General features: G+C 71.5%; 16 protein-coding genes. 11 read left to right on the forward strand and 5 right to left on the reverse strand.

Features of this window, described 5'->3' with window-relative positions; all coding sequences use genetic code 11:
- Positions 1-3: 3 nt before the first annotated feature.
- Genes ABZ463_RS12000 through ABZ463_RS12015 form a run of 4 tightly spaced genes read left to right on the forward strand, consistent with a single transcriptional unit; the run spans position 4 to position 2,795 of the window.
- Positions 4-507, forward strand: a complete 504-nt coding sequence (locus tag ABZ463_RS12000) for a shikimate kinase (protein WP_352011391.1) — start codon at positions 4-6, stop codon at positions 505-507.
- Positions 504-1,580, forward strand: coding sequence for a 3-dehydroquinate synthase (aroB, locus tag ABZ463_RS12005; RefSeq protein WP_352011392.1), 1,077 nt, complete (start codon positions 504-506; stop codon positions 1,578-1,580). The genes ABZ463_RS12000 and aroB overlap by 4 nt, the downstream gene beginning before the upstream one ends.
- Positions 1,581-1,584: 4 nt before the next feature.
- The gene (gene aroQ, locus ABZ463_RS12010) at positions 1,585-2,016 is read left to right on the forward strand and encodes a type II 3-dehydroquinate dehydratase (RefSeq protein ID WP_352011393.1); all 432 of its coding nucleotides are present in this window, start codon (positions 1,585-1,587) and stop codon (positions 2,014-2,016) included.
- Positions 2,016-2,795, forward strand: coding sequence for an SGNH/GDSL hydrolase family protein (locus ABZ463_RS12015; protein ID WP_352011394.1), 780 nt, complete (start codon positions 2,016-2,018; stop codon positions 2,793-2,795). Before aroQ ends, ABZ463_RS12015 begins: the two co-directional genes overlap by 1 nt.
- 48 nt (positions 2,796-2,843) lie before the next feature.
- On the opposite strand, the gene ABZ463_RS12020 is transcribed toward ABZ463_RS12015, so the two are convergent.
- Positions 2,844-4,883: an ATP-dependent DNA helicase gene (locus tag ABZ463_RS12020; protein ID WP_352011395.1), complete on the reverse strand. Its 2,040-nt coding sequence runs from the start codon at positions 4,881-4,883 to the stop codon at positions 2,844-2,846.
- Positions 4,884-5,148: 265 nt separating this feature from the next.
- Between ABZ463_RS12020 and ABZ463_RS12025 the strand changes: the two genes are divergently transcribed.
- Both ABZ463_RS12025 and ABZ463_RS12030 read left to right on the forward strand, forming a co-directional pair.
- Positions 5,149-6,444, forward strand: a complete 1,296-nt coding sequence (locus ABZ463_RS12025; protein ID WP_362775617.1) for a hypothetical protein — start codon at positions 5,149-5,151, stop codon at positions 6,442-6,444.
- A 60-nt stretch (positions 6,445-6,504) separates the two neighbouring features.
- On the forward strand, positions 6,505-8,088 hold the full coding sequence (locus ABZ463_RS12030) for a Na+/H+ antiporter (protein WP_352011473.1): 1,584 nt from the start codon (positions 6,505-6,507) through the stop codon (positions 8,086-8,088).
- A gap of 9 nt (positions 8,089-8,097) precedes the next feature.
- Here the strand turns inward: ABZ463_RS12030 and ABZ463_RS12035 are convergent, their stop codons facing one another.
- The gene (locus tag ABZ463_RS12035; protein ID WP_352011474.1) at positions 8,098-8,355 is read right to left on the reverse strand and encodes a UBP-type zinc finger domain-containing protein; all 258 of its coding nucleotides are present in this window, start codon (positions 8,353-8,355) and stop codon (positions 8,098-8,100) included.
- Between the two features lie 231 nt (positions 8,356-8,586).
- Between ABZ463_RS12035 and ABZ463_RS12040 the strand changes: the two genes are divergently transcribed.
- The 4 genes from ABZ463_RS12040 (at position 8,587) to ABZ463_RS12055 (ending at position 10,552) form a co-directional block, all read left to right on the forward strand.
- Positions 8,587-8,988 carry a hypothetical protein gene (locus ABZ463_RS12040; protein ID WP_362775620.1) on the forward strand — a complete coding sequence of 134 codons (402 nt, stop codon included), beginning with the start codon at positions 8,587-8,589 and terminating at the stop codon, positions 8,986-8,988.
- A gap of 88 nt (positions 8,989-9,076) precedes the next feature.
- Positions 9,077-9,418: a DUF202 domain-containing protein gene (locus tag ABZ463_RS12045; protein WP_352011476.1), complete on the forward strand. Its 342-nt coding sequence runs from the start codon at positions 9,077-9,079 to the stop codon at positions 9,416-9,418.
- The gene (locus tag ABZ463_RS12050; protein ID WP_352011477.1) at positions 9,415-9,738 is read left to right on the forward strand and encodes a DUF202 domain-containing protein; all 324 of its coding nucleotides are present in this window, start codon (positions 9,415-9,417) and stop codon (positions 9,736-9,738) included. Before ABZ463_RS12045 ends, ABZ463_RS12050 begins: the two co-directional genes overlap by 4 nt.
- Positions 9,739-9,829: 91 nt before the next feature.
- On the forward strand, positions 9,830-10,552 hold the full coding sequence (locus ABZ463_RS12055; protein ID WP_352011478.1) for a hypothetical protein: 723 nt from the start codon (positions 9,830-9,832) through the stop codon (positions 10,550-10,552).
- Between the two features lie 129 nt (positions 10,553-10,681).
- On the opposite strand, the gene ABZ463_RS12060 is transcribed toward ABZ463_RS12055, so the two are convergent.
- On the reverse strand, positions 10,682-11,266 hold the full coding sequence (locus ABZ463_RS12060; RefSeq protein WP_362775623.1) for a lytic transglycosylase domain-containing protein: 585 nt from the start codon (positions 11,264-11,266) through the stop codon (positions 10,682-10,684).
- Positions 11,267-11,589: 323 nt separating this feature from the next.
- Positions 11,590-12,000, reverse strand: coding sequence for a transglycosylase SLT domain-containing protein (locus ABZ463_RS12065; RefSeq protein WP_352011480.1), 411 nt, complete (start codon positions 11,998-12,000; stop codon positions 11,590-11,592).
- Positions 12,001-12,221: 221 nt separating this feature from the next.
- Here ABZ463_RS12065 and ABZ463_RS12070 point away from each other — a divergent pair, with 221 nt between their 5' ends.
- Positions 12,222-12,707 (forward strand): glutathione peroxidase, encoded by a 486-nt coding sequence (locus ABZ463_RS12070; protein ID WP_352011481.1) that lies wholly within the window; start codon positions 12,222-12,224, stop codon positions 12,705-12,707.
- On the opposite strand, the gene ABZ463_RS12075 is transcribed toward ABZ463_RS12070, so the two are convergent.
- On the reverse strand, positions 12,679-13,677 hold the full coding sequence (locus ABZ463_RS12075) for a LacI family DNA-binding transcriptional regulator (protein WP_352011482.1): 999 nt from the start codon (positions 13,675-13,677) through the stop codon (positions 12,679-12,681). The two genes, ABZ463_RS12070 and ABZ463_RS12075, sit on opposite strands and share 29 nt — an antisense overlap.
- Between the last annotated feature and the right edge of the window lie 136 nt (positions 13,678-13,813).

Genomic DNA, 13,813 nt, shown 5'->3' on the forward strand with positions numbered 1-13,813 from the left:
ACGGTGAGTCCCCGCGTAGTCCTGGTCGGCGCCCCCGGCGCGGGCAAGTCGACCGTAGGCCACCTGCTCGCCGAACGGCTGGGGGTCGCCTTCCGCGACACCGACGCCGACGTCGAGGCCACGGCGGGCAAACCGGTCAGTGACATCTTCGTCGAGGACGGCGAGGAGCACTTCAGAGAGCTTGAGGCGCGGGCCGTACGGCTGGCGCTCGACGAACACGACGGCGTGCTGTCCCTGGGCGGCGGCGCGGTGCTGGCCGAGGCGACGCGGGAACTGCTCGCCGGTCACCCCGTGGTCTACCTGGAGGTCGGCCTGGCGCAGGCGGTGCAGCGGGTCGGTCTGGCCTCGGCCCGGCCACTGCTGGTGCTCAACCCGCGCAGCCGGCTCAAGAAGCTCATGGAGGACCGCCGCCCGATCTACGAGGGGCTGGCCGTCCTCACCGTGGCCACCGACGAGCGCGACCCGGAACAGGTCGTCGACGAGATCGTGAAGGGACTCGGATCATGACGACCTCCAGGATCAAGGTGTCCGGAGAGCCCCCCTACGACGTGGTGATCGGCACCGGGGTGCTCGGCGAGCTTCCCGCCCTGCTCGGTCCCGCGGTCCGCACCGTCGCGGTGGTCCACCCGGCGAGCCTGCCGGAGATCGCCAGGCCCGTGTGCGGGGCGATCGAGGCGGCCGGTTACCAGGTCGTCGCGCTGCCGGTGCCCGACGCCGAGCAGGCCAAGACGGTCGAGGTGGCCGCCGGGCTCTGGTCGGCCTTCGGCGCGCACGGTGTCACACGCTCCGACGCGGTCGTCGGCGTCGGCGGAGGGGCGACCACCGACCTGGCGGGCTTCGCCGCCGCCACCTGGCTGCGCGGCGTCAAGGTCGTGCAGGTGCCGACCACGCTGCTGGGCATGGTCGACGCGGCGGTCGGCGGCAAGACCGGGATCAACACCCCCGAGGGCAAGAACCTGGTCGGCTCCTTCCACCCTCCGGCGGGCGTGCTGTGCGACCTGGCCACGCTGGTCTCGGTGCCCCGCGACGACTACGTCGGCGGCCTGGCCGAGGTCATCAAGGGCGGCTTCATCGCCGACCCGGTGATCCTCGACCTCATCGAGGAGGCCCCGCAGGAGGCCAGGCACCCCGAGGGGCGGCACACCCGCGAGCTCATCGAGCGCAAGGTGCAGATCAAGGCCGACGTGGTCGGCGCCGACCTGCGTGAGGGCGGCCTGCGGGAGATCCTCAACTACGGCCACACCCTGGCCCACGCCATCGAACGGGCCGAGGGGTACCGGATCCGCCACGGAGAGGCCGTCGCCATCGGCATGGTCTACGCCGCCGAGCTGTCCCGCCTGGACGGCCGGATCGGCGCCGCCGTCGTCGAGCGCACCCGGTCCATCCTGACCTCCGTCGGGCTGCCCACGGCCTACCGCCGCGACGCCTGGCCCGGTCTGCGCGAACACATGCGCCTTGACAAGAAGAGCCGCGGCGCCAGGCTGCGCTTCGTCGTCCTCGACGACCTGGCGAAGGTGTCCCCGCTTGAGGACCCGCCGGAGGAGCTGCTCGAAGCCGCCTACGAGGAGATCGCCAGGTGATCGGATGAGACCCGTCTACGTGCTCAGCGGCCCCAACCTGTCGCGACTGGGCACCAGGGAGCCCGACGTCTACGGCGCGGAGACCCTGGCCGACCTGGCGGCGCTGTGCCGGGAGACGGGCCGGGGGCTGGGCCTGTCCGTGGACGTCAGGCAGACCGACGACGAGGCCGAGATGATCTCCTGGCTGCACGAGGCGGCCGACGGCCGGATCCCGGTGGTGCTGAACCCCGCGGCGTTCACCCACTACTCCTACGCGCTGCGCGACGCCATCGCCCAGCGGACCGCGCCCCTGGTCGAGGTGCACATCTCCAACCCGGCCGCCCGTGAGGAGTTCCGGCACAACTCGGTGGTCGCGGGCGTGGCGACCGGCACGATCGCGGGCTTCGGGCTGAGGTCCTACGTGCTGGCGCTGCAGGCCGTGGCGGAGCTCGTGTAGTGGGCCACCGTACCTTCGCCTCCTTCGCCGCGCTGGGCGACAGCTTCACCGAGGGACTGAACGACCCCGGCCCCGGCGGCGAGGGCGGACCTTTCAGGGGCTGGGCCGACCGGGTCGCGGAACGGCTGGCCGCGCTCGAACCGGAGTTCCGCTACGCCAACCTCGCCGTGCGGGGCAGGCTGCTCGGCCAGGTCGTCGAGCAGCAGGTCCCCAGGGCGGTCGAGATGCGGCCCGACCTGGTCAGCCTCTGCGCGGGGGGAAACGACCTGCTGCGCCCCGGCTGTGACCCGGACGCGATGGCCCGGCTGCTGGCGGGAGCCGTACGGGATCTGCGGGCGACCGGCGCGGAGGTGCTGCTGTTCACCGGTGTCGACCCGCGTGACACCCCGATCATGCGCCGTGCCCGCGGCACCTTCGCGATCTTCTACATGCACGTCAGATCCATCGCCGACCTGTACGGCTGCCGCCTGGTCGACCAGTGGTCGATGCAGGGCCTGCGCGACTGGCGCGCCTGGAGCGAGGACCGGCTGCACATGAACGCCGAGGGTCACCGGCTGGTGGCCGCCAAGGTGTGCGACGTCCTGGGGGTCGAGTGCGCGGACGAGTGGCGCAAGCAGTGGCCGCCGCGTGAGCGGGTCACCCCCGGTGAGCGGCGGCGCGAGGACGTCCGGTGGGTCAGAGAGCACCTGGGCCCCTGGGTCGTCCGCAGGCTACGCGGACGCTCCTCAGGCGACGGCCTCGACCCCAAGCGCCCCGACCTGGGCCTTCTCGATCTCTAGGGCCTGTTTCGCGGACCCTCGCCACGGCGAGGATCCGCGAAACGGGTTTCAGCCCTTCCCGAGGCGCCTGAGCGCGTCGCGGACCTTCCCCGGGTCGTTGGTCGGCCAGAAGGGCGGCAGCGAGTCGCGCAGGAAACCGGCGTAGCGGGCGGTGGCGAGGCGGGGGTCGAGGACCGCGACCACCCCCTTGTCGTGCTGGCTGCGCAGCAGGCGGCCCGCCCCCTGGGCGAGCAGCAGGGCCGCGTGGGTCGCGGCGACCGACATGAAGCCGTTGCCGCCCCTGGCGGTCACGTGGCGCTGCCTGGCGGAGCTCAGCGGGTCGTCGGGACGCGGGAACGGGATGCGGTCGATGATGACCAGCCGCAGGGAGGGGCCGGGCACGTCCACGCCCTGCCACAGGGTCAGGGTGCCGAACAGGCAGGTCGGCTCGTCCTCGGCGAACTGCTTGACCAGCAGCATCGTTGAGTCGTCGCCCTGGCAGAGCAACGGCACGCTCAGCCGCTCCCGCAGCGCCTCCGTGGCGGCCTTGGCGGCCCGCATCGAGGAGAACAGGCCCAGGGTGCGGCCCCCCGCGGCCTCGATCAGCTCGGTGATCTCCTCGAGGTAGGCCTCGGGAAGGCCGTCACGGCCCGGCTGGGGCAGGTGCTTGGCGACGTAGAGGATGCCGCTGCGCGCGTGGTCGAAGGGGGAGCCGACGTCCAGACCCCGCCAGCCGTCCTTGGCGCCCTTGCCGTCCCCCGAGCCGAGGCCCCACTGGCGGGCCAGGCCGTCGAAGGCGCCGCCGAGCGCCAGCGTCGCCGAGGTGAGGACCACCGTACGGTCGCCGAAGAGCTTGTCGCGGAGCATCCCGGCCACGGTGAGCGGGGCGATCCGCAGCAGGGGCGGGCGCCGGTCGGTCGCCGCCTCCAGCCAGACCACCTCGGCCCGGTCGACCTCCTCCGCGTGACCGAAGGCGTCCAGCATCCGCTGCGCGGTGTCGTGGATCTCGTCGAGGGCGGTGAAGGCCGCCTTGCGCAGGCCCGCGCCCTCCGGGTCGTCCTTGTCGCCGCCGGACCTGGGGCCGAGCGCGGTGATGCAGGCCCAGGCCGCGTCGCGCACCAGGGCCAGGGTCATCCCGAGCACCGGGGGCAGCTCGTCGAGGCGCCCGGCGGGGGCGACGGCGAGCAGGTCCTTGAGCTGCTCGCCCGCCTCCATGAGCCGGTCGGAGATCGCCTGCTCGATCAGCCGCCCGACCCGGCGGACCGTCACCGAGACCATGGCCTCCGACAGCTCGCCGCTGACCACCGAGGTGACCCGGTCGACCAGCTCGTGCGCCTCGTCGACCACGACCACCTCGTGCTCGGGCAGCAGGGAGAAGTCCTCCATGGCGTCGATGGCCAGCAGCGCGTGGTTGGTGACGACGACGTCGGACTCGCCCGCGCGGGCCCTGGCCAGCTCGGCGAAGCACTCGGCGCCGCTGGGGCAGCGGGTGGCGCCCAGGCACTCGCGTGAGCTCACGGAGAACTGCCGCCAGGCCTGCTCGTTGACGCCCGGCACCAGCTCGTCGCGGTCGCCGGTCTCGGTCTCCTGGGCCCACTCCTGGATGCGCTGGACCATCCGGCCGGTCGCGTTGACCTCGCGCGGGTCGAAGAGCTGGTCCTGCTCCTCCTCGGGCCAGCCGGCCGCGGCCTTGTAGCGGCACAGGTAGTTGCGGCGGCCCTTGAGGATGGCGAAGGTCGGCTGGTGCGGCAGCCGGGGGGCGAGGGCCTCGGAGAGCCTGGGCAGGTCGCGGTCGACGAGCTGACGCTGCAGCGCGATGGTCGCCGTGGAGACGATCACCGCGCCTTTCGATGACATCGCGTGCCGGATGGAGGGGATCAGATAGGCCAGGGACTTGCCGGTGCCGGTGCCCGCCTGGACGGCGAGGTGGTCGCCGGAGGAGATCGCCCGCTGGACCGCCCGCACCATCTCGATCTGGCCGGGGCGTTCGACCCCGCCGACCGCCTCGACGGCGGCGCTCAGCAACTCCTCGACCTGGGGCAGGTCAGGCGCGGTCGCGGGGACCGCCGTGGGGGCGTCTTCGGCGGAGGTGATCGAGTCGGTCGGCACGACAGCCAACCGTACCGGCTTCCCCCGACAGACGCGGCTGGCTCCGGTGAGTCACCCCCTGTGCGCATCCCGGCATTCCGGGACGCGAGGCTCGCGGCGCGTGGCAGACTTGGCTGGATCAATCCGGATCACCGCCCTCGTACGGTCAAAGAAGATCGCCCGTTTCGGCTCACCGGGATGGAGGATGGGGGTGGAAAGACCGGTTCGGTAGGGTTTTCCGGGGTTGAGTGGACGAATAAAGGCTGGTTAAAGCACTATGTCCTCTATGTCGGAAGTTGTCCCCTTGCCGTCGTTCGGTGAGGTGTTCTTCGACGAGCGTGGCCAGGAGCGGGTGCTCCGGGTCACCTGGCACGAAGGCACCCTGGTGCTGAGCCTGTGGCGCGGCGAGATGTGCACCGCCAGTTTTCGCATGCCCATGAACGATGTCGGGCGCCTGGTCGACACCCTCGACGAGGGGTTCGTCGAGGCCGGGGGACAGTACCCCGACGAGGTCGGCGAGGCGACGGGGCAGGGCGGCTACCAGGACCCCAACGGGTTCCCCGGGACCGGGCAGTACGCCAGGCCGGCGCCTGAGGACTACGCGAGCCCGCCGCAGCAGTACACCGACCCCGCGGCCACCCAGGTGGTCCCCGCCGCCGAGGAACCGCGTCCCGCCGCGCTCAGCCCGACCGACGTGCTCGTCGCCAGAGGCGCCGTCCCGCCCGTCGAGCGCCCGCCCGCGGGATACGGTCCCGACGGTGTGGTGCCCCGGGAGAACATGATCGTCAACGACAGCCTGCCCTACGGTCAGCCCGCCGAGCAGGCCGGGCACGGCCAGGCGGAGCCGGTCTACCAGATGCCGGGCGACCTCTATCCGCCCCAGCAGCCCGCCGCCCCCTACGGCGGAGCGGCCCCGCAGGGGTACGGCGCGCAGCCCCAGGACCCGTACGGCGCGGCCAGGCAGCCCGATCCCTACGCCACGGCCCCCGCCCACCAGCCCGACCCCTACGGTGGCCCGGCCCAGCAGGCCGATCCCTACGCCGCCGCTCCCGTTCAGCAGCCCGACCCGTTCGCCCAGCAGCCCGACCCGTTCGCGCCGCAGAACCGCCCCGACCCGTACGGTGTCACGGCCCCCGCCCCGCTGCCCGCCGACCCCTACGCGTCCCAGGGCCCCGGACAGCGCTCCGGACAGCGTCCCGCCGACCCCTACGTCCAGGCGGGCACGACCGACCCCTCGGGCTTCCCGGCCCACTCCTACCCTCAGGCGCAGCCCGACCCCTACGGTTATCCGGCCCCGGCGCAGCCCGATCCCTACGCCTTCGGCGCCAGGCAGGCGGGCCATCCGGCGGACCTGAGAGACCTGTACGGCCCGCAGGGCTACCAGGAACAGCCGGTTTACCAGGAGCAGCAGACCTCCTACCAGGAGCCGCCCGCCTACCAGCAGGACGTCGACCCGTCCGACCCGCTGGGCATCTTCGGAGGCCAGCAGCAGGACAGGCGCTCGCGCTCACGCTCCCAGGAGTCGCCGCACTCGACCGGTGAGCGGCTGCGTCCGGAGCACGAGGAACGCCGCGACTGGTGACCTGACGGATCACCGAAGGGCCATCCCGTAGTCTGATCACCCGAACGGGTGAGGAGTGGGATGAACCAGGCGTCCGCCGTACAGCTTCTGGTCGTTCCGATCATCGCGATCGCGGTGGCGGCCGTGGCCAGGCGCAGGGGGTGGCCGTCGCCGCTGCTGCTGGTGTTCGCCGGGCTGGTGCTGTCGCCGTTCGTGCCCGGCTACCAGCTGGACCCCGAGCTGGTCCTGCTGGTCTTCCTGCCGCCCCTGCTCTACTCCGCGGCCATCGACAGCTCCTACATGCGTCTCAAGGCGGTACGGCGCCCGGTCGCGCTGCTCTCGATCGGGCTGGTGCTGTTCACCACGCTCGTCATCGGCTGGGTCGTCCACCTGCTCATGCCGTCGCTGCCGCTGGCCGCCGCCTTCGCGCTCGGCGCGATCGTGGCGCCGCCGGACGCGGTGGCCGCCGTCGCGGTCGCCCGCAGGCTCGGGCTGCCCCGCAAGGTGGTCACCATCCTGGTGGGGGAGAGCCTCTTCAACGACGCGACCGCGCTGACCGCCTACCGGGTGGCCGTCGCCGCCGCGCTCGGGGAGGGGATCAGCTGGCTGGACGCCGTGGGACGGTTCCTCTACGCGGCCGTCGGAGGCGTGGTCGTCGGGCTGGTGCTCGCCTGGTGCCTGGCCAGGGTCCTGCTGATGCTGCGGGACGCCCTGGTCGAGAACACCGTCATGCTGCTCATCCCGTTCGGCGTCTACCTCGCCGCGGAGGCCGTACACGTCTCCGGTGTGATCGCGGTGGTGATCGTCGGCCTCTACGTCGGTCATCGCATGCCCCGCGCGGGCTTCGGCACCCGCCTGCTGTCCGGCGCCGTCTGGCGGGTCGTCGACTTCTTCCTGGAGACGATCGTCTTCGCCCTGATCGGCCTGCAGCTGTGGCCGATCATGACGGAGCTGAGGGACGCCGACCCCTGGCTGCTCACCGGCATGGCGGTCGCGGTCTTCGCCGCCGCGGTGCTCTCCAGGGCCGTCTGGGTCGTGCCCAGCATCTACCTCCCCCGGGTGTTGTCGGCGGGGGTGCGCAGGAACGAGCCGAACGCGCCGTCGTGGCGCAACACGGTCGTCGTCAGCTGGGCGGGAATGCGCGGCGTCGTCTCACTCGCCGCCGCCTTCGCCATCCCGCCGGACTTCCCCGGGCGGCCGACGCTGCTCTTCCTCACCTTCGTCGTGGTGATCGGCACCCTGCTGATCCAGGGGTTGACGTTCCCCGCGCTGATCAGGCGGCTGCGGATCTCCAACGAGGAGGAGGTCTTCAACGACAACCTCACCGAGGCCGCGGCCCAGCAGGCGGCCGCCGCGGCCGAGCTGGCCCGCCTCGACGAGTTGGTCGCCGAGGGGATCGACGAGGTGCACCGGGAGGTCGTCGACCAGCTCAGGTCGCGGGCCGAGCGCCGCGCCCTCACCGCCTGGGAGCGCCTCGGCGGCGGCACGGGGCCGAGGGGTGAGGAGACGCCGAGCACCGTCTACCGGCGGCTGCGCAGGGAGATGCTCGCCGCGGGCCGCGAGGTGTTCGTGCGTCTGCGCGACGAGGGGCGTCTCGACGACGAGGTGCTCAACAGGGTCATGCACGAACTCGACTTCGAGGAGGCGACCCTGGAGCGGGACTGAGGGTTCCCCTCAGCCGAGGATGTCGTCGACGTAGCACCACCGCCAGCTCTCGCCGGGCTCGAAGGAGGCGACGACCGGGTGCCCCTCCTGGGCGAAGTGGGCGCTGGCGTGCTTGTTCGGCGAGGAGTCGCAGCAGCCGATGTGCCCACATGACAGGCATCTGCGCAGGTGGACCCAGCGGCTTCCGGTCGCGAGGCACTCCTCGCACCCCTCGGGAGTGCGGGGCGCCGGGTTCTGGGCCTGGGTGAGGTGGTCGCAGGTGGACATGGTTCCTCTCGGTGGATCGTCGTGCCGGCCGTACGGCCGGAGCCGTCGCGCGGCCCGGCCCGCGAACCCGCCCCTGCGAGATCCACGGACGGCACCGTGGCGGGCCAGTCCACTCTACTTACCCCCAGGACACCCCCAGGGGCGCGGGGACCGGGCATGGGGAGTCTCCATGGGGTGACAAGGCCGATACGGCGGCGCCTGCCTGGCCGGGCACTTGGGTAGGGTCGGGGCATGCGACCCCTTCCGCGACGAATTCCCGCCATCGCCGCCTCCGGGCTGGCCGCCGTCCTCCTTCTCTCCGGCTGCGCGGAGATCCAGCAGGTCTCGGACGGCGTCGACAAGGCCCAGCAGTGCGTGCAGGCCGCGGGCATCGTCACCGACACGGTGAAGAAGCTCGCCACCCTGGCCGACGACCCCGGCGCGGCGGAGAAGGCGCTGAACGACGGGGCCGCGAAGCTGGGAGAGCTGGCGGACAAGGCGTCCAACACCACGCTCAAGCAGGCCGCGGACGACGTCTCCGAGAGCCTGAAGAACCTGGACGTCACCGACGCGCAGAGCGCCGTCGACGCCGTGCAGAAGGCGGGCAACGACTCGGTGGCCTGGATCAGGAAGTTGACCGAAGCCTGCAGCTGAGAGGCGCTTTTCCTGCCGGAGAAAAGGGGAAGGCCTCCCGCATTCCCGGGTTCTCTATGGGAAATATGGTTGAACTAGCGTCGTCAATATGGACCTATCCAGGGACGAACCGGACCCCCGATTCACCCTCGCGAACGAACGCACGTTCCTCACCTGGCTCAGCACGTCGCTCGCCCTGAGCGCGGGCGGCGTCGCCATGGCCGCCGTCTCCGCCGACGTCTTCGTCCCGTGGATGAGGACCGTACTGGCGGTCACCCTGGTCTCGCTCTCGGCCCTGTGCGCCGCGATGGCCTACCCGCGCTGGCGCAGGGTGCAGCGCGCCCTGCGCCAGGCGGCGCCGCTGCCCGAACCCGCCATCGCCCCTCTCCTGGGATACGGCGTCGCGGCCGTGGCCGTGCTCGCCATGGTTCTCATCCTCCTGGGCCGATGATCCCCATCTGGGACGAGGGGCTGCAGAACGAGCGGACCCGGCTGGCCTGGGTTCGCACCGCCGCGGTGCAGGCGGTCGGCGGCCTGGGGGCGGGCGGTGTCGCGCTGCGCGCCGGGGTGCCCCCGGCGGCCGTGACCCCCTTCTTCCTCTCCGCGGCCGCGGGCGCCCTCCTGCTGGCCCGCACCGGCGTCCGCTACCGGCGCGTGCAGCGCGCCCTGCACGAGGGCAGTCCCCTCGACGTCCGGGTGGACGCCCTCGTCGCCTGGCTCGGCACGATGGCCGCCGCGCTCGGGGCCGCCGTCTTCGTCGTCGTCAGATAGCCACGGCGTTCGGCGCGAATATCCGGCCGGTCGGCTGTTTCCGCCGCCTAAGTACTCCTGCTTCAAGGAAAATACGGCAGGATAGCGCAGCATGTCACGGTTCGATGATCTGCCTGGCTACGCCGCGTCGATCGCCCCGCTGATCGACGCCGTCCACCTCGGCGTCCTCATCGCGGGCAGGCCGCTCGGCCGGGAACTCGTCGAACGGTCAGGACTGCAGGCGGACCTGCTGGTCGATCTCCGGTACGTGCTCCCCGCCCGCCCGCTCACCCGGCGAGGGCTGGCCGCGCTCTACCGGTACAACCCGTTCGACGACAACGAGATCGGGGTCCAGCTCGCCCAGGGGACCCTCGTCACCGACCACGACGGCGCCCTGCGCGCCACCCCCAGGGCGCTGGCCTTCATCACGGAGCTGTACGGCCTGCACACGACGGTGACCGGGGAGATGTGGGCCGGGCACGCCGAACGGCTGCCCGAGCTGGCCGGTCTCGCCGGGCGGCTCGTCGAGGCCTCGGCGGACAGCGGTGGCGAGGCCTTCGCCCAGGCGGCGCCGCCGTACGAACCGGAGGGGACCTCAGAGGGGGTGCTGCTGTTCAACCGGCTGGCCGCGCTGCGTTACCACCGGGCCGACGCCCACGCCGCCGCGTGGGAGGAGGCCGGTCTCACCGCCACCCAGATCGTCGGCCTGTCCTCCGGCCCCTCCCGTGAGCGCATCGAGGAGGACACGAACCGCAGGGCCGCCGTGCCGTACGAGGTCCTGACCACCGCAGAACGGCAGTCACTCCTGCTGGGCCTGAGCGCCCTCGGTCACTAGGAGCTGCCCGGGTGCCTGCTGGCCACCGGACACGGCCCGGGCCGTACGGGGAGGTGAACGGGGTGGCGTCCGGGACCTGTCGGCCCCGGACGCCGGGGGAGTGTTCCCTTCCCCTGGACACTCCCCAGGTCAGTACCAGTTTCTTGACCGGAAATGACCCCACGCGCCGCACGGTGACCCGTAGCGGCTCTTGATGTAGCGCAGACCCCAGTGGATCTGCGTGACCGGATTCGACCGCCAGTCCCCGCCGACGCCCCTCATCTTCGAACCAGGCAGGGCCTGGGGGATGCCGTAGGCACCCGAAGAGGGGTTGTGCGCCTGGTGGTTCCAGTTGCTCTCCCTGGTCCAGAGACTGTCCAGGCACTGGAACTGGTCGCGAGACCACGAACGGCGCGCGACGAGGCGGAACGCGATCGCCTTGTTCCTGCTTTTCGATGTTCTGGCGGCCGTTCTGACCTTGGGCACGGTCCTGGTGACCCAGACGGCCCGGTGGACCCTCCTGACCTGAGGACTCACGGCCACGGCCGCGGCCCTCCCGGTCCGGGCGGCCTCCTCGGACGCCGCGGGGCCGCCGGCGGTGCCGGTCGCCTCGGTGGTACCGGCGTTCGCGGTCGTCGTGATGTCGTCGGCCCGTCCGATGGACGCCGAACCGACCACGGTCGAGGCGGCGATCATGCTCAGAACGGTGTTGCGCAGAACACGGTTTCTGTCCACTTTCATCCTTGTCCGCTGGCCGCGTGCGGGAAGGCGCGTGGAACCGGAGTCCCCCGCGCGCTCGACGATCCGGCACCCGTGGCTCGGGCGGGGACGCCCGCGTGGTCTCGCCGGCCCGTTTCCGGCATGAGACACCGCGACGTGTTTCCTAGGCGGCTTTCTAGTACGCCGGAGGAGCGGCGACGGGCGCCTGGGACACGTGCGGGGAAGGTGTTTGCCCGATCTTCGCGGCATGCGGGTGGTTCGGCGGTGATCACCTGACCGGCGGTGATCTGCCTGGAGACCGGCGGGAGACGAAAATCACCCCGCCTTGGGGTTTGGATCTAGTACCAGCCGTGGGAGCGGAAGTGCGCCCATGCCCCGCACGGCGAGCCGTAGCGTTGCCGGATGTAACCGAGGCCCCATCTGATCTGTGTTCTGGGGTTGGTCCGCCAGTCCCGGCCCGCGTCGGCCATCTTCTTCCCGGGCAGTGCCTGGGGGATTCCGTACGCGCCGGAGGAGCGGTTGTGCGCCCTGTGGTTCCAGTTGCTCTCCCTTGTCCAGAGTCGCCGGAGACAGTCGAAGTTGGCGCGGCTCCAGCCCCTGGCGGCCACCATGGGTGCCGCGAGGGCCTGGTTGCCCCGCAACGCGGACGACGAGGCGGCCGCAGGGGAGACGTCGACGACCGTGGCGGTGGTGCTGACGGCGAGCGCCATGAGGCCCAGCGACAGGCTGGTACGGCGTGGCGTCGGCATAGGAAAGTGACCTTTCGCCGGTTTCGGGGGACGCCGTCACGATGCCCCAGTGATTTCCAGCGGGCCAGCCGACAGGCTTTGTCAAGCCTTCTGTCAAAGATCGGTTAGAAAAGGATCAAGTGCCTGCTCAGGGGGCCGTCGAATCACCTGTGGCGTCCGTCACATTTCCTTTCCCGGGTGTCATAACTCTTGGATGTGACAGCGGGTTTAGGGTGCAGATCATGAGCATTCGTGATATTCCTCTGCGCACTCTTGCCGACGCGCCGACGACCCTCGCCGAGCTGGCCGGGGACGGCGCCGCCCTCGTCGTGAACGTCGCCTCCCGCTGCGGCCTCACCCCGCAGTACTCCGGGCTCGTCGAACTCCAGCGGACCTACGGCGGGGCGGGTCTCACCGTCGTCGGGGTCCCCTGCAACCAGTTCATGGGGCAGGAGCCCGGCAGCCCCGAGGAGATCCAGGAGTTCTGCTCGACCACCTACGGCGTGGACTTCCCGCTGCTGGCCAAGACCGATGTCAACGGTGAGGGGCGGCACCCGCTGTACGCCTCGCTCACCGAGACCCCGGACGCCGAGGGGACGGCCGGGGACGTCCAGTGGAACTTCGAGAAGTTCCTGGTCTCGCGTGAGGGCGAGGTGCTGGCCAGGTTCCGGCCGGGCGTCGAGCCCGGCGACCCGGCCGTCATCGCGGCGATCGAGAAGACCCTCTAGGTCCGCAGCTTCCCCTCACGATCAGCTCGGTCGGCAGAAGCACACCGCGCGGGCGCCTGCCGCCCGCGCGGAGCACCAGCTCGGCCGCCCGGTAGCCGATGTCCCGCGCGGGCTGGGCGATCACCGTCAGCGGGGGAGAGCACAGCTCGGCCCAGGGAACGTCGTCGAACATGATCAGTGACAGGTCCCTGGGCACCCGTACGTCCAGCTCCCTCGCGGCGAGCACGGCGGCCTCGCCCAGCAGGTTGCCCCCGGCGAGCACGGCGGTCAGGTCGGGCCGGTGCTGGAACAGCCCGGCCGCCGCGGCGTAGGCGGAGTCCCTGGTGCCGCGCGCCAGCACGATCAGCTCCTCGTCGACCAGGGGGCCCAGCGCCTGGCGGAAGGCGGTCAGGCGCTGGGACTGCCCGGGGCCGCCGAGGTAGGCGATGCGTCGATGGCCCAGGCCCGTCAGATAGTCGATCGCGGTCCGCACGCCCGCGCGGTCGTCGGCCAGCACCGAGGGCACCTCGTCGCGCCCGCCCGCGCTCCGGTGCGCGAACACCGTGGTGAGCCCGGCCCGCAGCGTCGGAGCCCAGATCTCGCCCTCACCCGAGGGCACCGCGATCACCCGGTCGACGCCCTGCTCGACCAGCATGCCGATCAGCTCGCCCTCGCGCTCCTCGTCGTCGCCCGTGGCGCCCAGGATCACCGGCTCGCCCGCCGAACGGGCGCAGGCGAGCACGCCGTCGGCCAGCCGGCCGTAGAAGGTGTCGGTGATGTCGGGCAACAGCAGCCCGATCCCGCCCGAGCGCTGCTGGCGCAGGTTACGGCCGAGCGCGCTCGGCCGGTAGTCGAGCTGGGCCGCGACGGTCAGCACCCGCTCCCTGGTCTCGGGGCTGGCCGACCCCCCGGACAGAACCCGCGAGACCGTTGCCACCCCGACCCCCGCCGCCTCCGCGACGTCCTTGATGGTCGTACGACGCATGCTCATGGAAACGATTCCATCATGTTTTCAGTATTCGATCCAGCGCGGAGAGATAACGGAAGCGCCGCTGACAAGGTAGTACCGGCTGAGGGGTTGACAGGGATCTTCGTTTCCGGTGAGATGCATGAAAACGTATCCACAT

Source organism: Streptosporangium sp. NPDC020145 (genome assembly GCF_040631275.1).
Classification (GTDB): domain Bacteria; phylum Actinomycetota; class Actinomycetes; order Streptosporangiales; family Streptosporangiaceae; genus Streptosporangium.

Excerpts from the sequence above, each read along its gene's own strand:
- ABZ463_RS12030 (WP_352011473.1), top strand. The coding sequence starts at position 6,505 with ATGAACCAGGCGTCCGCCGTACAGCTTCTGGTCGTTCCGATCATCGCG.
- ABZ463_RS12035 (WP_352011474.1), bottom strand. The coding sequence starts at position 8,355 with ATGTCCACCTGCGACCACCTCACCCAGGCCCAGAACCCGGCGCCCCGC.
- ABZ463_RS12025 (WP_362775617.1), top strand. The coding sequence starts at position 5,149 with ATGTCGGAAGTTGTCCCCTTGCCGTCGTTCGGTGAGGTGTTCTTCGAC.
- ABZ463_RS12045 (WP_352011476.1), top strand. The coding sequence starts at position 9,077 with ATGGACCTATCCAGGGACGAACCGGACCCCCGATTCACCCTCGCGAAC.
- ABZ463_RS12075 (WP_352011482.1), bottom strand. The coding sequence starts at position 13,677 with ATGAGCATGCGTCGTACGACCATCAAGGACGTCGCGGAGGCGGCGGGG.
- ABZ463_RS12070 (WP_352011481.1), top strand. The coding sequence starts at position 12,222 with ATGAGCATTCGTGATATTCCTCTGCGCACTCTTGCCGACGCGCCGACG.
- ABZ463_RS12050 (WP_352011477.1), top strand. The coding sequence starts at position 9,415 with ATGATCCCCATCTGGGACGAGGGGCTGCAGAACGAGCGGACCCGGCTG.
- ABZ463_RS12055 (WP_352011478.1), top strand. The coding sequence starts at position 9,830 with ATGTCACGGTTCGATGATCTGCCTGGCTACGCCGCGTCGATCGCCCCG.
- ABZ463_RS12065 (WP_352011480.1), bottom strand. The coding sequence starts at position 12,000 with ATGCCGACGCCACGCCGTACCAGCCTGTCGCTGGGCCTCATGGCGCTC.
- aroQ (WP_352011393.1), top strand. The coding sequence starts at position 1,585 with ATGAGACCCGTCTACGTGCTCAGCGGCCCCAACCTGTCGCGACTGGGC.
- aroB (WP_352011392.1), top strand. The coding sequence starts at position 504 with ATGACGACCTCCAGGATCAAGGTGTCCGGAGAGCCCCCCTACGACGTG.
- ABZ463_RS12040 (WP_362775620.1), top strand. The coding sequence starts at position 8,587 with ATGCGACCCCTTCCGCGACGAATTCCCGCCATCGCCGCCTCCGGGCTG.